The 20,083-nt window shown below is 69.6% G+C and carries 19 protein-coding genes and 1 other RNA gene; 2 read left to right on the top strand and 18 right to left on the bottom strand.

Annotated features, from left to right (window positions below):
• Positions 1 to 294 precede the first annotated feature (294 nt).
• Together ACO06A_RS14615 and ACO06A_RS14610 are read left to right on the top strand one after the other, a co-directional pair.
• Positions 295 to 603 carry a helix-turn-helix domain-containing protein gene (locus ACO06A_RS14615; RefSeq protein WP_421732954.1) on the top strand — a complete coding sequence of 103 codons (309 nt, stop codon included), beginning with the start codon at positions 295 to 297 and terminating at the stop codon, positions 601 to 603.
• An 80-nt stretch (positions 604 to 683) separates the two neighbouring features.
• Entirely contained in the window at positions 684 to 1,592 is a 909-nt protein-coding gene (locus tag ACO06A_RS14610) for a nuclease-related domain-containing protein (RefSeq protein WP_421732953.1), read from the top strand.
• Between the two features lie 82 nt (positions 1,593 to 1,674).
• Here ACO06A_RS14610 and ACO06A_RS14605 read toward each other — a convergent pair whose 3' ends face one another.
• The 18 genes from ACO06A_RS14605 to ACO06A_RS14520 form a co-directional block, all read right to left on the bottom strand.
• Positions 1,675 to 2,850, bottom strand: coding sequence for a tyrosine-type recombinase/integrase (locus ACO06A_RS14605; RefSeq protein ID WP_421732952.1), 1,176 nt, complete (start codon positions 2,848 to 2,850; stop codon positions 1,675 to 1,677).
• Between the two features lie 75 nt (positions 2,851 to 2,925).
• Positions 2,926 to 3,292: a transfer-messenger RNA gene (ssrA, locus tag ACO06A_RS14600) on the bottom strand.
• Between the two features lie 90 nt (positions 3,293 to 3,382).
• Positions 3,383 to 4,663 carry a S1C family serine protease gene (locus ACO06A_RS14595; RefSeq protein WP_421732951.1) on the bottom strand — a complete coding sequence of 427 codons (1,281 nt, stop codon included), beginning with the start codon at positions 4,661 to 4,663 and terminating at the stop codon, positions 3,383 to 3,385.
• A gap of 105 nt (positions 4,664 to 4,768) precedes the next feature.
• Positions 4,769 to 5,824, bottom strand: a complete 1,056-nt coding sequence (locus ACO06A_RS14590; RefSeq protein WP_421732950.1) for an ATP-dependent DNA ligase — start codon at positions 5,822 to 5,824, stop codon at positions 4,769 to 4,771.
• Positions 5,825 to 5,835: 11 nt separating this feature from the next.
• Positions 5,836 to 7,683: a DUF2207 domain-containing protein gene (locus ACO06A_RS14585; RefSeq protein ID WP_421732949.1), complete on the bottom strand. Its 1,848-nt coding sequence runs from the start codon at positions 7,681 to 7,683 to the stop codon at positions 5,836 to 5,838.
• Positions 7,680 to 8,150: an SsrA-binding protein SmpB gene (gene smpB, locus ACO06A_RS14580; protein WP_421732948.1), complete on the bottom strand. Its 471-nt coding sequence runs from the start codon at positions 8,148 to 8,150 to the stop codon at positions 7,680 to 7,682. The genes ACO06A_RS14585 and smpB overlap by 4 nt, the downstream gene beginning before the upstream one ends.
• Before the next feature lie 84 nt (positions 8,151 to 8,234).
• A complete protein-coding gene (locus ACO06A_RS14575; RefSeq protein WP_421732947.1) occupies positions 8,235 to 9,530 on the bottom strand; it encodes a peptidoglycan DD-metalloendopeptidase family protein in 1,296 nt (431 codons plus the stop codon).
• A gap of 2 nt (positions 9,531 to 9,532) precedes the next feature.
• Entirely contained in the window at positions 9,533 to 10,447 is a 915-nt protein-coding gene (gene ftsX, locus ACO06A_RS14570; RefSeq protein ID WP_421732946.1) for a permease-like cell division protein FtsX, read from the bottom strand.
• Positions 10,447 to 11,136 (bottom strand): cell division ATP-binding protein FtsE, encoded by a 690-nt coding sequence (gene ftsE, locus ACO06A_RS14565; protein WP_056096656.1) that lies wholly within the window; start codon positions 11,134 to 11,136, stop codon positions 10,447 to 10,449. The genes ftsX and ftsE overlap by 1 nt, the downstream gene beginning before the upstream one ends.
• 169 nt (positions 11,137 to 11,305) lie before the next feature.
• Positions 11,306 to 12,091 (bottom strand): ATP-binding cassette domain-containing protein, encoded by a 786-nt coding sequence (locus ACO06A_RS14560; RefSeq protein ID WP_421732945.1) that lies wholly within the window; start codon positions 12,089 to 12,091, stop codon positions 11,306 to 11,308.
• Positions 12,092 to 12,164: 73 nt separating this feature from the next.
• Positions 12,165 to 13,376: an ROK family transcriptional regulator gene (locus ACO06A_RS14555; protein ID WP_421732944.1), complete on the bottom strand. Its 1,212-nt coding sequence runs from the start codon at positions 13,374 to 13,376 to the stop codon at positions 12,165 to 12,167.
• Positions 13,377 to 13,421: 45 nt separating this feature from the next.
• Positions 13,422 to 14,654: a multiple monosaccharide ABC transporter permease gene (gene mmsB / locus ACO06A_RS14550; protein ID WP_421732943.1), complete on the bottom strand. Its 1,233-nt coding sequence runs from the start codon at positions 14,652 to 14,654 to the stop codon at positions 13,422 to 13,424.
• Entirely contained in the window at positions 14,651 to 16,198 is a 1,548-nt protein-coding gene (gene mmsA / locus ACO06A_RS14545; protein WP_421732942.1) for a multiple monosaccharide ABC transporter ATP-binding protein, read from the bottom strand. The genes mmsB and mmsA overlap by 4 nt, the downstream gene beginning before the upstream one ends.
• Before the next feature lie 92 nt (positions 16,199 to 16,290).
• Positions 16,291 to 17,418: a multiple monosaccharide ABC transporter substrate-binding protein gene (chvE, locus tag ACO06A_RS14540; RefSeq protein ID WP_421732941.1), complete on the bottom strand. Its 1,128-nt coding sequence runs from the start codon at positions 17,416 to 17,418 to the stop codon at positions 16,291 to 16,293.
• A gap of 238 nt (positions 17,419 to 17,656) precedes the next feature.
• A complete protein-coding gene (gene prfB / locus ACO06A_RS14535) occupies positions 17,657 to 18,772 on the bottom strand; it encodes a peptide chain release factor 2 (RefSeq protein WP_421732940.1) in 1,116 nt (371 codons plus the stop codon).
• Between the two features lie 34 nt (positions 18,773 to 18,806).
• On the bottom strand, positions 18,807 to 19,271 hold the full coding sequence (locus tag ACO06A_RS14530) for a pilus assembly protein TadG-related protein (protein WP_421732939.1): 465 nt from the start codon (positions 19,269 to 19,271) through the stop codon (positions 18,807 to 18,809).
• On the bottom strand, positions 19,268 to 19,717 hold the full coding sequence (locus tag ACO06A_RS14525) for a pilus assembly protein (RefSeq protein ID WP_421732938.1): 450 nt from the start codon (positions 19,715 to 19,717) through the stop codon (positions 19,268 to 19,270). The genes ACO06A_RS14530 and ACO06A_RS14525 overlap by 4 nt, the downstream gene beginning before the upstream one ends.
• Entirely contained in the window at positions 19,714 to 20,064 is a 351-nt protein-coding gene (locus ACO06A_RS14520; RefSeq protein WP_421736073.1) for a TadE/TadG family type IV pilus assembly protein, read from the bottom strand. The genes ACO06A_RS14525 and ACO06A_RS14520 overlap by 4 nt, the downstream gene beginning before the upstream one ends.
• Positions 20,065 to 20,083: the final 19 nt, after the last annotated feature.

Below are 20,083 nucleotides of genomic sequence, written 5' to 3'. Positions count from 1 at the left end.
ACCTCCGTTCGAGGGTGATCCCCTGAGGGAGCTCGTCCGGCGCCGCGACGAGGCCCGGGCGACCCTGCGGGCGCTCGACGCCGAGATCGCCAACGAGGTTGAGCGAGCGCGCGCGGTGGGCGCGCCATGGACGGCCATCGCTCAATGCCTGGCGATCACACGGCAGGGCGCTCGTCAGCGGTACGGCTCCGGCGGCACACACGCTCACCCGATGCGGACGTGATCCACAGATCACCGGTAGTGGCTTGCGGCGTCGCTCGCGCCGCGGCGTGATGAGTTCGGGAGGGAGTAACGATGACCATCGGGTACACGGCGGCCACCCCGCAGGAGGTCGCGGAGTCTTTCGGCATCTCGGTCGAGTGGGTGCGCGAGCAGGCGCGGCGCGGTCGGGTACCCCATCTGAAGTTCGGGCGGGGCAAGATCCGTTTCCTTCCCGAGCACATTGACGCGCTCGTACGGCTCGCGACGGTCGACGGCGTCGACCCCGAGGCGGAACCGCCGGCTGAGGCGTCAGCCGATCTCGGTTCGCTCGGGGCCACAGTCCGTTCGCTCCGAGCCCACCAGCGTCGCCCGCACGTGCAGGGCGACCCGCAGATGTTCTGACGAGCCGGCCTTCGCTGTGCGGCCGCTGCTGCGCGAATCTGGGGCGTTCAGGACGGCGGTGAAGCTGCCGATGGACAGGCATGGCGACAAGCGGCGGCGAGGCAGTCCCCGGTCCCAAGACGATGCGCCTGCGCTACGCCGGGACGTGCCGCGCATGCGGGACGGCGCTTGCGGCCGGGACCACGGGCGTCTACGACCGGAGCACAAAGTCGGTCACGTGCGTGAAGTGCCCGGCACCCGCGCCACTCGAGACGGCAGCCAGCACGCCCGTGGTCCAGCTCGTGCCGATCGACACCGTGCCCAAACCCCTTCCCCCGCCGCCTACCGACCCTGAAGCCGGGGTCGCAGGTAGCTCGGCGCGACGAGAGTTCGAGCGTCGCAGCGCGGCTCGTGAGACGCGTATCCGGGACGCCCACCCGCGCCTCGGCGGGCTCATACTCGCGGTCTCAGAGCAGCCGCAGAGCACGACCGCCTGGGCGCGCGGCGCCAAGGGTGAGGAGATGCTCGGGCGCGGGCTGGACTCGCTCGCCGACAAGGGCGTCCGGCTGCTGCACGACCGTCGGATCCCTCGCACGAGGGCCAACATCGACCACATCGTCGTGGCGCCCTCAGGCATCTACGTCATCGATGCCAAGCGGTACGCCGGGCGACCGACGCTGCGGGTGGAGGGCGGCGTCATCCGCCCGCGCACCTCCCGGCTCGTCATCGGTTCCCGCGACGGCACCAAGCTCGTCGAGGGGGTTCACAAGCAGGTCGGGCTCGTCCGGGACGCGCTCGCCGCTGCGGGTCACGATGACCTCCCCGCGCGCGGGATGCTCTGCTTCGTCGACGCCGACTGGCCGCTGTTCGGCGGCTCGTTCCAGATCGATGGCGTCGACGTCCTCTGGCCGCGGAAGGCCTACGAACGACTGACCTCCCCCGGCACGCTCGCACCGACGATCGTCGACGAGATCCATCGACGCCTGGCGGAGGCGTTCCCGATCGCCTGACGAACGGCCGATGACGGCCACGCAATACACCGTGCCTATGGACACGGCGATGACGCGACATTCACGCTGCGCGCGTCAGCCGTCATTGAGGCTGGATGACGAGCCCGCTCAACGCTCTTCCCGCGGCGGCCGCAGCGGCGGCCTGCTGGTCCGGCAGCAGGTGGGCGTACGTCTCGGTCGTCGTCGTGATCGACTCGTGCCCGAGCCGCCGCTGCAGGATGAACAGGTCGACGCCGGCGGCGATCATCCAGGACGCGTGCGTGTGCCGCAGGTCGTGCACGCGGGGCCGTTTGGTCAGCCGGGGCGCGTCAGGGTCGGGCGACCCGTCGGGTTGCAGCGGGTTCATCGCGGCCTCGAGCGCGGGCGTCCACGTCTGCGTCCAGAACCTTGAGGACGAGAGCTGGCTGCCGACGGTGTTCGGGAATACGAGATCTCCCGGGGCCTTGCCGGCGATGACCTCGCGGAGAACGCCGACGAGATCATCGGGAAGCGACACCGTGCGTCGCGCTCGCCTGGTCTTGGGTGGGCCGACGTACCAGTGACGGTTCTCGTCGCGCTTCCACGCCTTTGTGACGCGCACGGTCGCGGGCGTCGACGTGAGGTCGAGGTCGGCGACGGTGAGCGCGGTCGCCTCGCCCCAGCGCAGCCCGGAGGCAACGAGCAGCAGGACGAGGGGCCGGTAGTACTCGGCGACCTTCGACAGCAGCAGCGCGAACTCGTCGCGCGTGAGCACCGTCATCTCGTCATGCGTCGCCTGCGACTTGGGCAGCTCAACGCCGGCACACGGGTTGTCGTCGCGGTATCCGAGCCGCACCGCGGTCGTCATCGCCGCGGAGAACAGCCCGTGCACGTTGGCGATCGTCTTTGGTGCGTAGCCGCGGTCCGTCATCGTGCGCACCCACTCGGCCACGTGGCGGTAGGTAATCGACTTGACGGCATGGGGGCCGAGAACGGGCGAGATGTGCGTGGCGAGCTGCTGGCGGTAGTGCGCGCGGGTGTCTCGGCCGACCGACGTCAATAGGTCGATGTGTTCGGAGATGACGTCATCGACGGTCGGGCCGCGATGACGCACGGTGTCCGCGATCCGCGCGGCCTCGGCGGCGTATCCGCCAGCCGCCTCGATGAGCTGACGAGCCACCGTGGCGTCACGCAGATCGTCATACGTGAGCGAGGTCTGGCGTCCGGTATCCGGGTCGCGCCACAATACGGCGAAGGCCTTCGTGCCATCGCGGCGCCGGCGCTCACGGATGCTCGCCATAGACACAAAAATAGCCATCCGTGTCAACGAATGGCTACTTCTGGTCAACATGGCCAGCGTTTCCGCAGGTCAGATGGGTGGAGGTGGCGGGAATCGAACCCGCGTCCGGTGACGCAGTACCAGGGATTCTCCGGGTGCAGCCTGCTGTGATTTTCTCGGCCCCCACGGTCACACAGGCAAGCCGTGGACAGGCCCAGTCAGCTAAAAGTCCCGGCAATCGCACTGACGACGATTACCAGCAGTGGCTCTCTAGATGACGCTGGTTACTGAGTCGAGAGCGTACTCAGGCCAACGGACTTCGGGACTCGCTCAGGCGGCGAGGGCGAAGTCGGTGCGGTTTGTATTGGCACCTATTGGTTTGCACGGAGCGTTGACGAGATAACCGTGCGTCCTCGACCCGCTTCTCCTGGTTCGACGATCACCGTCGAAACCGATCACCCCCATGTTCAGTTATCAAGCACCAGCCACACCGAAGCGGAGCCAGCACGGCCAGCCTACCTCTCAACGGCAGGCTGGTCGTGCCCATTCCGGGTCAGTCGGCCGGCCCGGCGATCAGGGTGACCGTCGCGGACGTCGAGGCACCCGACGAACCGACGGTCCAGGTCAGTGTCACGGTGTCGCCGGGCGCGTAGGCGGCCAGCAGGTCGGACAACGAGAGAGCAGGGGACACGGACACCCCGTCCACTGCCGTGATCATGTCACCGGCCGCGAGACCCGAGGATGCCGCCGGCGTGCCCTCCAGCACGCCCGCCACTGAACCGTCGGAGCCGAGCGAGATCCCGAGGAACGCCGGGTACCCGATCGTCACGGTGTCGGAGGCGACCCCGGACTGGATCTGGTTCGCGATCACCAGGGCGTCCTCGATGTCGATCGCGAACGCCACCGTGTCCACGGTGCTGCTGGAGGCGGCTGTCGTCATGCCGATGACCTCGCCCTCGTCGTCGAACACCGGGCCGCCCGAGTCGCCGGGCACGACGGCCGCGGAGAACTCGATCAACCCGGACAGGGTCTCGGCCGAGGAGCCGTCCGTCGACGCGGTCATCGTCTGGTCCAGCGCGGTCACGCTGCCGACCGCGGCCAGCAGGTCTCCCCCGCCCTCCGCGTTGCCGACCGCTGTCACCGCGTCGCCGACCGTCGCGCCGCTGTCGTCGTCCAGGGAGACCGTGGCCAGCCCCGACGCGCCCTCGAGCTGCAGGAGAGCGACGTCCGACGAGGCATCGGTGCCGACGACGGTGGCGACATACGAAGCACCGGTCGACTCGATGGTCACCTCGATGGACGTCGAGCCCTCGATCACGTGGTTGTTGGTGAGCACCAGCCCGTTCGACGTCAGCACCATGCCCGTGCCCGCCGCCGACGCGTTCTGGTAGCCGAGGGTCGTGGTGATGGTGACGACGCCGACCTGCTGATCCGCGCTCGCCTCACTGGCGGCCGCCTGGTCAGTGGTGGACGCAGAGCTGCCCCAGGACGGCGGGACGAACGACGGAGCCTCGGCCGTCGGCGGCTCGTACGCCGCACCTTCTATCGCCGACGCCGCCGCGTTGTCGGTGTCAGTCGACGCCTGGGCCGCGACGATCAGGCCGCCGGTCACCCCACCGGCCAGCAGGCCGAGGGCAAGGGCGCCTCCGGCAGCGCCGAACGCGAGGCCGCGACGGACGACGGGCTTGGTCGCGACGGCGACACCGCCCGGCCCGGATGCGGCGGCAACCGGATGCACCGCATCGAGCGGCGCAGTGGCGCCAAGAGGACCCGCACCCGGCACCGACCCCTCGACAGGAGCGCCCGACGCTCCGGAAACCTGCTGCTCGTCCATGGCTCTGACCTCCCCGACGGCCCCCGTCTGGCGCCGTCAAGGAACAGAGAACGCCCCGCACCCGAGAGGTCGCTGGAGCCCACCCGTGCGCAACCTGTGGAACCGTCAGCTGGTGGCCAGCACGTCCCTCAGCGCGTACGACACGGGCTCCTCGAGCTGCGCGTAGGTGCACGACGACGGGTCCCGGTCCGGGCGCCAGCGGCGGAACTGCGCGGTGTGCCGGAACCGGTCGCCCTCCATGTGGTCGTAGGCGACCTCGACCACCAGGGTCGGCGACAGGGGCACGAAGGACAGGTCCTTCCCCGCGGACCAGCGGCTCCCGGCCGCCTCACGCGGCGTGCGGCCAAGAGCGGAGTAGTCCCACGGGTGGCCCTCCAGAGGCACCACCAGGGGCGCGAGCTCCGTCACCAGCTCGCGCCGCCGCGCCATTGGGAACGACGCCGCGACGCCGACGGACGCGAGCGTGCCGGAGGAGTTGTACAGCCCGAGCAGCAGTGACCCGACGGCGTCGTCGCCGGACTTGTGCGGCCGGTACCCGGCGACCACACAGTCGGCGGTCCGCTCGTGCTTGATCTTCTGCATCGTCCGCTTGCCGGGCTCGTAGACGCCCTCCGGGTCCTTGGCGACGACCCCGTCGAGCCCTGCGCCCTCGAACTGCGAGAACCAGTGCGTCGCGACATCGAGGGACGAGGTCTGGGCGGTGATCGAGATCGGTCCTCCGGGCGTGACCAAGGACGAGAGCACCGCACGCCGCTCAGAGAACGGACGAGACATGAGGTCCTCGTCGCCAACGGAAAGCACGTCGAAGAGCACCAGCAGCGCCGGCGTCTCCACGGACAACAACCGCACCCGCGACTCCGCGGGATGCACCCGCTGCAGCAGTGCGTCGAAGTCGAGGCCGCTGTGGGTCGACGACGGCACGATGATCTCCCCGTCGACCACACACCGCTCAGGCAGGTACGAGAGCACAGCCTCGACGATCTCCGGGAAGTACCGCTGCATCGGCTTGGTGTTCCGCGAGCCGATCTCGACGGAGTCCCCGTCGCGGAACACGATCGCGCGGAACCCGTCCCACTTGGGCTCGTAGAGCTTCCCGGGCGGGATCGACGGAGCCGACTTGGAGAGCATGGGGTCCACGGGCGGCATCACCGGCAGCGTCATGGACACCAGTCTTACCAGCCCCCGCCACCACCGCCGCCGACGCCACCGCCGGAGAACCCGCCGCTGAACCCGGACCCGCCCGAGGAACCCGGCGTCGGCGCGGAGATCGCCTCGGTGGCCACGGATTGGAACCGGTCCATCGAGGACGCGAACGCGGTCGCCCAGTAGATGTTGGCCCCGGGGTAGTACCCGCCGACGTACCAGCCGGGCTGCTCGAACGACCGACCCTGCGCGGCCAGCTCCGCGAACACGCGCGCCCACCGGTCGGCCAGCCCGAACACGATCGCGTAGGGCAGGTACCGGCTGAAGATGTCCTCGCCCTCCTCGAACCGCAGCTGGTTCGCCTCGGCGGTGGCCAGGTAGCGGCGGAACCCGAGGGACTGCGCCAGCACCGCGGTGCCGTCCTCGGTGCGGGCGGGGGCGGCCTTGCCGAGGATCGTGACCAGCACGCCGACGACCAGCAGGGCGAGGGGCACCAGGGCGAGGCCGCCCACCGACAGGCCGGCGCCGAACGCGACGAAGGTGAGGACGATGCCCAGGATGGCCAGCGCGATGCCGGCCCCGTACCACCGGGCGCGCACCGACTTGGGGTTCGCGCGGAACCAGCCGGACTGCGTCACGTGCTCGTACAGGCCGTCCTGCACCTTGGCCATCGAGGCGGCGAACGTGGTCTTCAGGTCGGAGAGCGTGACGGAGGTCGACGACGCGAAGATCGAGGACAGCAGCTCGTCCTCGTACGGCAGCAGCGAGCCGTCCTTGTTCTTCAGCTGCACCAGGGTCCAGTCCTTGGCCTTCTTCTTCGGGTTGGACCGCGGCACCTCCTCGATGCGGAGCCAGCCGCGCACGGCGAGGTCCACCAGGGTGGCGGTGACGTCGACGGGATCGGCCTTCTCGTCGAGGAGGGTGCCCATCTCCCCCGGCCGCACGCCCGCGGGCGGCTGGAACTGCACGGAGACGACCTCGCGGCGGTCGCGGAAGCCCGTCGCCGCGCCCGGTTGGTTGTCGGCAGGTCGCAGCCCCGGGGTCAGCCCGAGGTAGGCCTTGTCCCGGCCGACGCGGCGCACCCGGACGATCGCGAGCACGGCGCCGCCGACGAGCACCAGCAGCGCGACGATCCCGAGCGGGGAGGCCGGTCGCACGGGGGCCAGCGGGTCGGGCTTGTCGACGAGGATCGGCTCGACGCCGGGGAACGTGCCGGCCGGCCAGCCGGTGACGGTGGAGAACTGGTCGCCCAGCGGCACCAGATCCTGCGTGAACGTGGACGACGAGCCGGCGAACGACGACGAGGTGCACGGTGTCGTGGACCCGTACGGTCCGGCGAAGCATGCGGCACCCTCGACCGGGGCCGGGCCGTCGACCGCCACGGACAGGTCCCCGAGCGGGATCTCCCAGCCGGCGCCGATGACGTTCCAGTAGAGCTCGTCGCCGGAGTGCTGCGCGTTGGCGGGGTTCAGCAGCCCGTCGGCCGTGTACTCCACGTGATAGGTCTGCACGCCGGAGACGTTGTCGATGTCCTCGTCGCCGATCCGAAGGATCAGCGCGTCGGAGGTCGACTCCTTGTTCACGCCGTCGGGAGCGTCGGTCGAGGACGACGCCGAGATGTCCGTGTACCGGAACGCGCGGTCGAGGTTCTCGTCGTAGTAGACCCGCGTCGGCAGGCTGAGGAAGGGCCCGTGCCCGGGGTCGTCGCCGAAGTCGAAGTCGAAGTCGAGCGTCACCCGCATGGTGCCGTCGGCGGCGAGCGATGCGGTGACGTCGTACCGCGTGATCTCCCGGCCGCTCGTCTGATCAGGGGCAGCAGCGGCCGTCAGTGCGACGACGAGACCGAGTGCCAGCAGGACCGCGCGCAAGGCCCTCACAGGTCGCGCTTCTCGCGGATGGCCCGGGTGGCCTCCAGGTTGTCCTGCCGCTCGCGCAGCGCCTGCCGCTTGTCCCACTCGCGCTTGCCGCGGGCCAGCGCGATCTCCACCTTGGCGCGCCCGTCGAGGAAGTACAAGGACAGCGGGATGATCGTCTGCCCCTTCTCCCGGGTGCGGGACTCCAGGCGGTCGATCTCCGTGCGGTGCAGCAACAGCTTGCGCTTGCGGCGGGGGGCGTGGTTGGTCCAGGTGCCCTGCGAGTACTCGGGGATGTGCACGCCCTCGAGCCACAGCTCGCCGTTGGTCACCTCGCACCAGCCGTCCACCAGCGAGGCCCGGCCCATCCGCAGCGCCTTGACCTCGGTGCCGCTGAGCACCATCCCGGCCTCGAACACGTCCTCGATGACGTAGTCGTGCCGGGCCTTCCGGTTCGAGGCGACGACCTTGCGCCCGATGTCCTTGGCCACGGTGGTCGAACCTCGTTCCTGCTCACTGGCGAATGGTGCGGGACGAGACTACCTGTCGAGTGCCACCCGAAATCAGAGGCTCCGTCAGAGGCCGAGCAGCGGCCGCGGGTTCGTCGTCGCCCCGTTCACGTAGACCTCGAAGTGCAGGTGGCACGCGGCCGACGTCCCGGTGTTGCCCGACCGCCCGATGAGCTGGCCCCGCTCGACCGTCTGCCCGGAGCTGACCGCGAAGCTGGTGAGGTGGTTGTAGCTGGCTGACAGGGCGTTCCCGTTGACGAACCCGCTGTCGATCATCACCTGGTTGCCGAAGCCGTACCGCGCCTTGGCCCACGTGACCGTGCCCGAACGGCCGGCGTAGATCGGGGTGTTGCAGTAGGTGCGCAGGTCGATGCCGGCGTGCAGTCGCGTGTAGTGCAGCGTCGGGTGGAACCGCATGCCGTACTCGGAGGTGACGTAGATCGGGTTGACGCTGGTCGGGTTGCCGAACAGCGCGTTGCCGATGGGTCCGGCGGGGCCGTGCGGCTGACCGGCCGCGGCGTCGCGCGCCTTCTGGGCGGCGATCGCGGCCTGGAGCTCGTTCTGGATCGCTGCGGCCTCGGCGTCGGCCTGTGCCAGCTGCGCCTCGAGGGCCGCACGCTGGGCGTCCAGGGACGCCTGCTGCTGCACCTGCTGCGCGAGCAGCGCGTCCAGCGACGCCTTCGCCGCAGCCGCGGCCGCCTTCGCAGCGTCGGCCTCGACCACCTTCTGGTCGGCCTCCGCCTTGAGCTGGGCGATCTTGTCCTTCACGGCGCCCAGCCGGGCCTCGGCGTTCTTGTTGGCGGACTCGGCAGCCTTGAGCTGGTCCAGGATCTGCGCCTGGGTGCGCAGCGCCGTGGCCATCAGGCCGTACCGCTGCACGAAGTCGTCGGTGCTCTGCGCGTCCAGGATCACGTCGACGCCGGACACGCCGCCGCCGTCCTTGTACGCCTGGCGAGCCATCTGCCCGATCGCGGCACGCATCTGCGCGGCGTACTCGGCGTCCTGCGTGATCGTCGTGGTGATCGTCACCTGCTGGTCCTCGGCGTCGACCAGCCGGGCCGCGATGATCGCCGCCTCGCGCTGCGCCTTCTCCAGCGCCGCCTTCGCCTCGTCGAGCACGGCCTGCGCGGCGGGGATCTTCGCCTGCGTGTCCGCCAGCTGCATCGCCAGCGCCTGGAGGTTGGCGTCGATGCCCTCCATCGCGGCCTCGGTGTCGTCGCGCGCCTTCGCGATCGCGGCCTTCTGCGCCTCCGCCGCCTTGCGGCGGTCGTCGATCTTGTCGGCGTAGGCGGGCGTGCTGACCAGCGCGGTGAGCATAAGGACCAGCACGACGAGGAACGCGGGCATCCGGACGCGCGACATGGTCACACCCTCGTGTAGCGGCTGAGGGTGACCAGGGAGGAGATCGCGGCGAGCAGGATCGCGACCCCGATGAGGATGGGCGCCACGGCGAGCACGTCGGACGTGTTCACGTACGGGATCCATGCCGCCTGCTCGCCGAGCCAGTCGTCGATCAGGTACCCGACGCCCAGCCACAGCGCGCCGACCGCGAGCAGGGCGCCGATCGTCGCGGCGATCGCGCCCTCGAGCATGAACGGCAACTGGATGAACACGGTGGACGCCCCGACCAGGCGCATGATCCCGGTCTCGCGACGGCGGCTCAGCGCGGACAGCCGGATGGTCGTGGTGATGAGCAGCACCGCGGCCAGGAGCATCACGGCGGCGAGCCCACCGGCCAGCAGCGTCGCGTTGTTGAGCACCGAGAAGAGCCGGTCGAACAGCCGCTGCTGGTCCTTGACCTCCTCGACGCCGGGCCGGCCCGAGACCACCTCCGCGACCACCGGGTACTGCTCGGGGTCGGTGAGCTTGATCCGGTAGGACGAGTTCATGTCGTCGACCGTCGCGGCCGACGCCCAGAACTGGTCCTTGAACTGCTCCTGGAAGGCCGCGAACGCCTGTTCCTTGGTCTCCGTGTAGATCTTCTCGACGTACGGCTTGACCTCGGGCGACGCGAGCGCCGCCTGGATGTCCGCCTTCTGCTCGTCGGTCACCTCACCGCTGGCGCAGGTGGGTTCCGTGGAGTTCTGCGGGCACAGGAAGACCGACACCTCGACCTTGTCGTACCAGTCGTCCTTCATCTTGCCGATCTGCGTCTGGAGCAGTGCGGCGGCGCCGACGAAGGTGAGCGACACGAAGGTCACGAGGATGACGGAGATGGTCATCGACAGGTTGCGCCGCAGGCCCAGCCCGATCTCGGAGAGGATGAACTGGAGGCGCATCAGCGGTCCGACCCGTAGACGCCGCGGGACTGGTCTCGCACCATCGCGCCGGTCGACAGCTCGATCACGCGCTTGCGCATCTGGTCGACGATCTCGTCGTCGTGCGTCGCCATGACCACCGTGGTGCCCGTGCGGTTGATCCGGTCGAGCAGGCGCATGATCCCCAGGGACGTCGTCGGGTCGAGGTTTCCCGTGGGCTCGTCGCACAGCAGGATGTTCGGGCGGTTGACGAACGCGCGCGCGATGGCCACGCGCTGCTGCTCGCCACCGGACAGCTCGTGCGGGCGGCGCTTCTCCTTGCCGGCCAGGCCGACCATCTCGAGCGTGTCCGGCACGGTGGTCAGGATGTGGTGCCGCGGCTTGCCGATCACCTGGAGCGCGAACGCCACGTTCTCGAACACCGTCTTGTTGGGCAGCAGGCGGAAGTCCTGGAACACCGCGCCGATCTGGCGGCGCAGCGTCGGCACCTTCCACGACGACAGGGTGCCCAGCTCCTTGCCGGCGACGAACACGCGGCCGGCGGAGGCCCGCTCCTCGCGCAGCACGAGGCGCAGGAACGTGGACTTGCCGGAGCCGGACGCGCCGACGAGGAAGACGAACTCGCCCCGCTCGACGTCCAGGGACACACGGTCCAGCGCCGGTCGGGCGCCGCGCGCGTAGACCTTGGTGACGTTCTCGAATCTGATCACGGTGCTCGAAGCGGCCAGGTTCGGGGATGGGCATGACGGACGGGACTACTGCTGGCCTTGTCGAGAGTAGGCAGCGGACCCGCCTGCCCCTGGTGGTGACACGCCGCAGCGGAACCTGTGAACCGCAACCCGGTGCCAGCAGGTCGGGCAAACTCCCGCGAAACGCCTGTCAGTGCGGGGTCGGCAGGAACGCGCGCGGGTCGAGCTCGCGGGTGGACGGCGCCCCGGTGATCGCGGCCAGGATGGCCTCGTGGCTGACCGTGGCCGCGTCGAACTCCCCGTTGTTGCGACCGTGCCGGAGCACGATGATCCGGTCGGACACCGCGCGGACGTCGTTCATGTTGTGGCTGATGAGCACGACCCCGAGCCCGAGGTCGCGCAGCCGCTCGATGTGCGTGAGCACCTCGGCCGTCTGGGACACCGACAGTGCGGCCGTCGGCTCGTCGAGCACCACGATCCTGGGCCTGCCGATGAGTGTGCGGGCGATCGCCACCGACTGCCGCTGCCCCTTGGACAGGGTGGACAACGGCGACTTGACCGACGGGATGCGGCTGTTCAGGTCCCGCAGGACCTTCCGGGCGATCTGCTCCATCGTCTCGTCGTCGCGCACGCGACCGCGGTGCAGCTCGCGGCCGAGGAACAGGTTCGACGTCACGTCGAGGTTGTCCGCCAGCGCGAGCTCCTGGAACACCGTCGCGATGCCGAGCGCGTGCGCAGCGATGGGCGTCGGGATGGTGACGGTCTCGCCGTCGATCTCGATGAGCCCGGTGTCGGGGGCGAGCACGCCCGAGATCATCTTGGCGACCGTCGACTTCCCGGCCCCGTTGTCGCCGACGAGCGCGACGACCTCGTGCGCGTAGACGTCCAGGTCGACGTCGACCAGGGCCTCCACCGCACCGAAACGCTTGCCCAGACCCCTGAGCGACAGCAGGGGCACGTCGTTGGCCGTGCTCATCGCCACTCACCTGCTCCCCGTTGGGCACGTGACACGTGCAGTGAATCTTCCACCATCAGAGGCGTCCGTCGCGTCATTGCGCCGCTCCGACCCCGACCGCCGCCTGGTCGTCGTCGACGCGGAGCGGCAGAGCGGTCGACTGGAGGGCCAGGACCAGGGCTCCGATCACCTCGGCCCGGGACCCCAGGGAGGCGGCGACGACCTCGAGCGGGGAGATCTGGTTCAGCAGCACGTTCCTGCGGACGGCCTCGCGCAGGGGCCGCAGCAGCAGCTCCCCCGTCTCCGCCAGCTCGCCGCCCACGACGACCAGCTGCGGGTTGACCGCGACGCCGAGCCCCGCGACCACCATCCCGATCATGGCGCCCGCCTCCGCGACCACCTTGCCGCAGCGCTCGTCGCCGTCGATCGCGCGCTGCACCACGTCGCGCAGCGCCAGCGGTCCGGAGCTCACGCGCAGCCGGTCGATGAGGGCCGAGGCACCGACGACCGTGTCGAGGCAGCCGCGGTTGCCGCAGCGGCACAGCTCGCCCGGGAACGCGACCTGCACGTGACCGATCTCGCCCGCGGTCCCGGCGACGCCGCGATGGACCTGGCCGTTGATGACGATCCCCGCGCCCGTGCCGTAGGACGCGCGCACGAACACGCTGTCGCTGTACTGGCGCGCCGCACCGAGCGTGCTCTCGGCGATCGCGCCGAGGTTGGCGTCATTGTCCACGTACACCGGCCGGCCCAGCCGCTTGGACAGCACCTGGCCGATGTGCACCGTGTCCCAGCCGGGCATGATGCCGCGCACCGAGACCATGCCCGTGGACGCGTCGACCGGCGCGGGCAGCCCGACGCCGAGCCCGACGACGTCGTCGAGCGACGCCCCCACGCGCTCGACCAGGTCGACCACGAGCAGGGCCACGCGGTCCAGGCTCGTGTCCACCCGGTGGTCCGCCGGCAGCGGGAGGGTCTGCTCCGCGATGACCTGGTGGCTGAAGTCCCCGAGCACGAGGCGCAGGTGCCGGTGCCCGATCTGCACTCCCGCCGCCAGACCGACGCGGCGGGCGAGCGTGACCATCTGGGCACGCCGCCCGCTGCGGGTGGTCGTGGCGGTGTCGACGACGCCGGCAGCCAGAAGCTCCCGGACGATCGTCGACACCGTCGCCTGCGACAGACCTGTTGCCTCGGAGAGCTCGACCTGCGTCAGCCCTCCGTACCGCTTGACCGTCTCGACGACGAGGTTGCGGTTCGCGTCGCGCAGGGACGACTGGGAGCCGGCTGCGGGTGCTCGCCTGCTCACCGTGCGAACCTAGTGCAACTCGTCGTCCATCCGGTCATCGCCTTGCTAGCGCGTCCCTGCCCGGCGCTTGTTGATCAGGTCGAACGCCACGGCGAACAGGAGCACGAGGCCCTTGATCGCCATCTGCCAGGACGGGTCGACCGACAGGATCGACAGGCCCATGTTGAGCACGCCCATGATGAGCGCACCGACGATCGCACCCGAGATCCGGCCGATGCCGCCCGTGACGGCTGCTCCGCCGATGAAGCACGCGGCGATGGCGTCGAGCTCGAAGTTCTGCCCGGCCGACGCGATGGCGGCACCTGCGCGGGCCGTGGTGACGATCGCCGCAGCACCGGCGAGGACGCCCATGTTGACGAAGATCCAGAAGTCGACCCGACGGGTGTCCACGCCGGACAGGCTCGCGGCAAGGCGGTTGCCGCCGATCGCGTAGATGTGCCGGCCGAACACCGTGCGCCCCATGAGGAACGTGTAGGCGACGATGAGCACCCCGACGATCACGAGCACGGTCGGCGTGCCGCCCGCGGAGAACGACAGGATGACCGTGAGGACGCCGATGCCGATCGCCACGAGTGCGAGCTTGGTGGCGAACAGACCCACGGGCTCGACGTACAGCTCGTGCTTGCGCAGCGAACGGCGGGCACGGACCTGCGAGACCACGATCGCGCCGATCGCCAGGACGCCGATGAGGATCGTGACGACGTCCATGTTGTTGGCGTAGCCCAGGAAGTTCGGCAGCGACCCCTTCGAGATCGCGATGAACTGCGACGGCAGGCCGGCGACGGTCTCACCGACGATGACGAGCGCGAGCCCGCGGAAGATGAGCATGCCGGCCAGCGTCACGATGAACGCCGGGATCCCGACGTACGCGACCCAGTACCCCTGCCACGCGCCGACGACACCGCCGACCGCGAGCCCGAGCAGGACGGCGACCATCCACGGCAGCCCCATGTCTCGCATGCTCACGGCGACGATGCCACCGACGAACGCGACCACGGAGCCGACCGACAGGTCGATGTGCCCGGCGACGATGACCATGACCATGCCGATGGCCAGGATCATCACGTAGGCGTTCTGCTGGAACAGGGCCGCGACGTTGTTGGCGAGCAGCAGCTTGCCGTCGGTGAGCACCTGGAACAGCAGCACGATCACGACGAGCGCGCCGAAGATGCCGTACTGGCGCGCATTACCGCCGAGGCCGGCCATCCGCTGTCCGAGCGGCACGCGGGCCTGAGCTCCCGGAGGGGCTGCAGGGGCGGGGTTGAGGTCGGTAGTCATCGGGGGGTCACGTCCTTCTCCATGGTCATGTACTGCATGAGGCGCTCCTGCGTGGCGTCGGCGCGGGCAACCTCGCCCGTGACGCGGCCCTGGCTCAGGGCGTAGATGCGGTCGCAGATGCCGATCAGCTCGGGGAGCTCGGAGGAGATGACGATGACGCCCTTCCCCGCATCCGCGAGCTTGTTGATGATCGTGTAGATCTCGTACTTGGCGCCCACGTCGATGCCTCGGGTGGGCTCGTCGAGGATGAGCACGTCAGGATCGGCGTAGATCCACTTGCTCAGCACGACCTTCTGCTGGTTGCCGCCGGACAGCTTGCCCACCAGGGCGGAGACCGTCGGCGTCTTGATGTTGAGGTCGCGTCGGTACTGCTCGGCGACCTTCTCCTCGGCGGTCCTGTCGACGACGCCCCAGCGCGCGAGCTTGCCCAGCGCGGACGCCGAGACGTTGTGCTGGATGGTGTCGATGAGGTTGAGGCCGAACCGCTTGCGGTCCTCGGTCGCGTACGCGATCCCGTGCCTGATGGCCGCACCCACGGAGCGCAGCTCCACCTGCTTGCCGTCCTTGAAGGCCCGGCCGGAGATGCGCGCGCCGTAGCTGCGCCCGAACAGGCTCATCGCGAGCTCCGTGCGGCCGGCACCCATGAGGCCGGCGATGCCGACGATCTCGCCGCGGCGCACGTCGATCGACGCGTTGTCGACCACCTTGCGCGCCTGGTCGATGGGGTGGTGCACCGTCCATTCCTCGATCCGGAGCACCTCCTCGCCGATCGTGGACACGTGGTCCGGGAACCGGTTGTCGAGCGAGCGGCCGACCATCCCTCGGATGATCCGCTCCTCGCTGACCGCGTCGTCCCCGTGCATGTCGAGGGTCTCGATGGTCTTGCCGTCGCGGATGATCGTCGTGGTGTCGGCGACCGCCTCGATCTCGTTCAGCTTGTGGCTGATGATGATCGACGTGATCCCGTGCTCCTTGAGGCTCCGGATCAGGCCGAGCAGGTGGGCGCTGTCCTCGTCGTTCAGGGCCGCGGTGGGCTCGTCGAGGATGAGCAGCTTCACCTCCTTGGAGAGCGCCTTGGCGATCTCCACGAGCTGCTGCTTGCCGACGCCGATGTCGACGATCTTGGTGTCGGGGCGCTCGTCCAGGCCCACGCGGGCGAGGAGCTTGGCGGCCTCCGAGTTGGTCTTGTTCCAGTCGACGACGCCCCGCTCCGCCTGCTCGTTGCCGAGGAAGATGTTCTCGGCGATCGACAGGAACGGGCTCAGCGCGAGCTCCTGGTGGATGATGACGACGCCGTGCCGTTCGGAGTCGCGGATCCCGCGGAACTCGACGGGCTCGCCGCTCAGGACGATCTCCCCCTCGTACGTCCCGTGCGGGTAGACGCCCGACAGGATCTTCATGAGGGTGGACTTTCCTGCGCCGTTCTCGCCGCAGATCGCGTGGATCTCGCCGGCGCGGACCGACAGGTTCACGTCCTGGAGCGCGATGACTCCGGGGAACCGCTTCGTGATGTCCCGCATCTCAAGGATGTGGTCGTTGCTCATGCTTCCTCACAGTGTGTCGTCAGGCGAGGCCGCCGATCGCCGGCCCGTGCAGGTCGCACGGGCCGGCGGTCAGCAGCATTCTCCGGTGTGGGTCAGAGACCCAGGTCGGAGGCCTTGTAGAAGCCGGACTCGACGAGAACCGACTCGACGGTGTCGGGCGTGACGACCTGCGGGTCCAGGAGGTACGTCGGGACGACCTTGTTGCCGTTGTCGTACGTCTCGGTGTCGTTGACGTCGACCGTGTCGCCGTCGACGATCTGCTGGATCATCTTGGCGACCTGGTCACCCAGCGCGCGGGTGTCCTTCCAGACGGACATGGACTGCTTGCCGGCCAGCATGTTGAGCACGTTCGCCTGGTCGGCGTCCTGCCCGGTCAGCACCGGGTAGTCAGGACCCGGGGCGTAGCCCGCACCCTCGAGCGCCTGGGCGATGCCCAGCGCGAGCGAGTCGTTGGGCGACAGGACGACGTTGACCTTCTGGCCGGCGCCGTAGAACGAGTTGAGCCGGTTCTCCATCTCGGCCTGGGCGGTGTCGGAGCCCCAGCCCTGGATGCCGATGCTGGCCCAGTCGTCGTTGCTGGCGGGCGACTTGCCCGACGGGACGACGAGCTTCCCCGCCTCCACGTACGGCAGGAGGATGTCCCACGCACCGGAGAAGAAGAACTTCGCGTTGTTGTCGTCCGGCGAGCCGGCGAAGGGCTCGAGGTTGAACGGGCCTGCGGCGTTCTCGAGGTCGAGAGCGTCGACGATGAACTCGCCCTGGAGCGTGCCGACCTTCTCGTTGTCGAACGTCGCGTAGTAGTCGACGTTGTCCGTGTCGTTGATGAGGCGGTCGTACGCGATGACCTTGACGTCGTTGGTCGCCGCCTGCTCGAGGACCGGCGCGAGCGCCGTGCCGTCGATCGAGGCGATCACGAGGACCTTCGCGCCCTGGTTGATCATGTTCTCGAGCTGCGTGATCTGCTGGTCCACCTTGTTGTCGGCGTACTGCAGCGTCGTCTCGTAGCCCGCCTCCTTGAGGAGCTCCTCGAGGTGCGCGCCGTCACGGTTCCACCGCTCGAGGCTCTTGGTCGGCATCGCGATGCCGATGAGGGTGTCCTCGACCGCTGCGCTGCCCGTGGGCTCGTCAGCTGCGTCCCGCTCCTGGCTGCAGGCGGAGAGGCCGATCACCAGGCCAGCCGTGGCGATGCCGACGGCCACCTTCTTCCATGCAAATGACATCGTTGTCCGCTCTCTCGTTGCACCGTCCGACCTGCGGCGCCGAGGCATCTGTGCCCCGGCGGCCCGAGCAGGACCGTCTCTGGTCCTACCGGTCCGCATGGCCGGTCATGTCGGTTGCATTCAAGACCTGAAGGCTAGGTTGGCGCAAGTCTCGTTACCAACCCGTGTCCTGCGGGGGTTTGAGAGCGTTTTCCGAAGGACCTTGGACCTATAACTTCGGCCTTCGAAGCCAGCGGGATCAGGCGGAGGTGTTGTCCTGCGACCGGCGCCAGCGGATGCCGGCCTCGATGAAGTCATCGATGTCGCCGTCGAACACGGCCGCGGGGTTGCCCACCTCGTGCTCCGTGCGCAGGTCCTTGACCATCTGGTACGGCTGGAGAACATACGACCGCATCTGGTCCCCCCAGCTCGCCTTGACGTCTCCTGCCATCGCCTTCTTCTTGGCGTCCTCCTCGGCCTTGCGGACCAGGAGCAGGCGGGACTGGAGCACGCGTAGGGCGGCGGCGCGGTTCTGGATCTGGGACTTCTCGTTCTGCATCGACACCACGATGCCGGTCGGGATGTGCGTCATGCGCACCGCAGAGTCCGTGGTGTTGACCGACTGGCCGCCCGGGCCGGACGAGCGGAAGACGTCGACCTTGATCTCCGACTCGGGGATGTCGATGGAGTCGTTCGACTCGATGAGCGGGATCACCTCGACGGCCGCGAAGCTCGTCTGGCGACGGCCCTGGTTGTCGAACGGGGAGATGCGGACCAGGCGGTGCGTGCCGGCCTCGACGGACAGGTTCCCGAACGCGTACGGCACCTTGACCTCGAACGTGGCCGACTTCAGCCCGGCCTCCTCCGCGTACGAGGTATCGAGCACGGACGTCGGGTAGCCGTGGCGCTCGGCCCAGCGCAGGTACATGCGCAGCAGCATCTCGGCGAAGTCCGCGGCGTCGACGCCCCCGGCCCCGGAGCGGATGGTCACGACGGCCTCACGCTGGTCGTACTCCCCCGCCAGCAGCGTGCGGACCTCGAGCTCGCCCAGGTCCTTCTTGATCTTCAGCAGGTCGGCCTCGGCCTCGGCGAGCGTGTCCTCGTCGTTCTCCTCGGCGGCCATCTCGACGAGCGTCTCCAGGTCGTCGATCCGCCCGTCGAGCTTGCTCATCCGGTCCAGCTCCGCCTGCGTCGACGACAGCGCGCTGGTGATCTTCTGCGCGGCGTCCGGGTCGTCCCACAGGTCCGGGGCCGACGCCTGCTCCGACAGCTCCGCGACCTTCGCCTGGAGCGCGGTCGGGTCGCTCACCGCCTGGATGGTGCCCAGGGTGCTGCGCAGCTCGCGGATCGCGGAGGGGAAGTCGGTGGTGGCCACAACCGTCCAGGCTACCGGAGCCCGTCGACCTGGCTCACGACCCGCGTGCAGACGACTCAGCCTCCAGCGCGATCCCGTCCTGCCACGGCGCGAGCACCCAGCTGAGCAGCACCGGACGGACCACGGCGGCCAGCTGCACGTGCGCCGAGCGGCCGTCCGCCGTCGACGCCGAGAGCACCGCGAAGTCGTCCCAGGCGGTGGCCGCGTCGGGGTTGTCCCGCAGGTAGGCGTCGACCGCCGCCCGCACCGACCGGTCCGTCAGCGGGAGCCCCTCCACGTCCGGGTCTCCCTGCCCGGCCCCGGGCGCGAAGTACCGGTCGTCGCTCACGGCGTCGGCCGCCTCGAGCGCCAGCACGTCCGCGAGCGCCAGCAGCCTCTTGCGCTCCAGGTGCACGCCCGCGGCGGACACGACGACCGTGATGAGCAGCAGGGCGACCACCACGAACCCGATGGTCAGGATCATCACCTGGCCGCGGTCGTCGTCCGTCCCGCGCCTCACCGGGTCGACCTGTAGGTGTCGACCGGTGCGACGCGCTCGGCGGTCACCGGCACCTCCAGCGGGACGACGTCCCGCACGAATCCCGGCACGAACGGCAGCGGCACGCGCACGTCGATCCGGGCCGCCACGTCGCTGCCGGGCGCCAGGCACGGCGACGCCGAGCAGGTCAGCGTGAGGGCGTCGGACGGGTCGTCGTCGAAGCCCTGGTCCCGCAGGGCGATCCGGACCGCGGCGAGCGCCCGCTCGGTGCCCTCGTCGGCGTGGTCGGCGACGACGAACGTGCGCGCCGCCTCCCGCGCGGCACCCTCGGCGGCGAACGTAGCGGCCTCGATGCGTCCCAGCACGAGCACCAGGTACACGAGCGGCACCAGCAGGACCAGCGAGAGCCCGAGGAACTCGACGACCGAGCTGCCCTCGTCGCCGCCGAGGCGCGCGCGCAGGCTCACGGCTGCTCGGCCAGGGCGTGCCCGCGCACGGTCAGGGTCCCCGCCGCACCCACCAGCCCGACGAGCGGCAGCGGGGCCTCGACCTGGACCTCCACGACGTCCAGCCCGTCGAGGGTGGTCCGGCTGGCGCTGACCCCCTGGGCGTACGCCGACGAGAGCGACTGCGCGATCAGGTCCCGCGACCGCTCGGCCCCGTCGGCGGGCTCGTGACCCCCCAGCGCCCCGTAGCGAGCGCCCTCGGCCGCCGAGTCGACCAGCGTGTTGCGCACATGGAGCACGATCGTCAGCTGGAGCACCGCGACGAACAGCACCGTCACCAGGCCACCGACGAGGGCGAAGTCGACGATCGCCGAGCCGGCGTCCGAC

Origin of the sequence: Cellulomonas sp. (assembly GCF_965229465.1) — a bacterium.
In the GTDB taxonomy this organism is placed as follows: Bacteria; Actinomycetota; Actinomycetes; order Actinomycetales; family Cellulomonadaceae; genus Cellulomonas.
The sequence above is the reverse complement of the archived record's forward strand: the minus strand, read 5'-3'. Positions and strand labels throughout refer to the sequence as shown.

Coding starts and splice junctions, on each gene's coding strand:
- ACO06A_RS14615 (WP_421732954.1), top strand. CDS start 295: ATGACCATCGGGTACACGGCGGCCACCCCGCAGGAGGTCGCGGAGTCT.
- ACO06A_RS14610 (WP_421732953.1), top strand. CDS start 684: ATGGCGACAAGCGGCGGCGAGGCAGTCCCCGGTCCCAAGACGATGCGC.
- ACO06A_RS14605 (WP_421732952.1), bottom strand. CDS start 2,850: ATGGCGAGCATCCGTGAGCGCCGGCGCCGCGATGGCACGAAGGCCTTC.
- ACO06A_RS14595 (WP_421732951.1), bottom strand. CDS start 4,663: ATGGACGAGCAGCAGGTTTCCGGAGCGTCGGGCGCTCCTGTCGAGGGG.
- ACO06A_RS14590 (WP_421732950.1), bottom strand. CDS start 5,824: ATGACGCTGCCGGTGATGCCGCCCGTGGACCCCATGCTCTCCAAGTCG.
- ACO06A_RS14575 (WP_421732947.1), bottom strand. CDS start 9,530: ATGTCGCGCGTCCGGATGCCCGCGTTCCTCGTCGTGCTGGTCCTTATG.
- ftsX (WP_421732946.1), bottom strand. CDS start 10,447: ATGCGCCTCCAGTTCATCCTCTCCGAGATCGGGCTGGGCCTGCGGCGC.
- ACO06A_RS14560 (WP_421732945.1), bottom strand. CDS start 12,091: ATGAGCACGGCCAACGACGTGCCCCTGCTGTCGCTCAGGGGTCTGGGC.
- mmsB (WP_421732943.1), bottom strand. CDS start 14,654: ATGACTACCGACCTCAACCCCGCCCCTGCAGCCCCTCCGGGAGCTCAG.
- mmsA (WP_421732942.1), bottom strand. CDS start 16,198: ATGAGCAACGACCACATCCTTGAGATGCGGGACATCACGAAGCGGTTC.
- chvE (WP_421732941.1), bottom strand. CDS start 17,418: ATGTCATTTGCATGGAAGAAGGTGGCCGTCGGCATCGCCACGGCTGGC.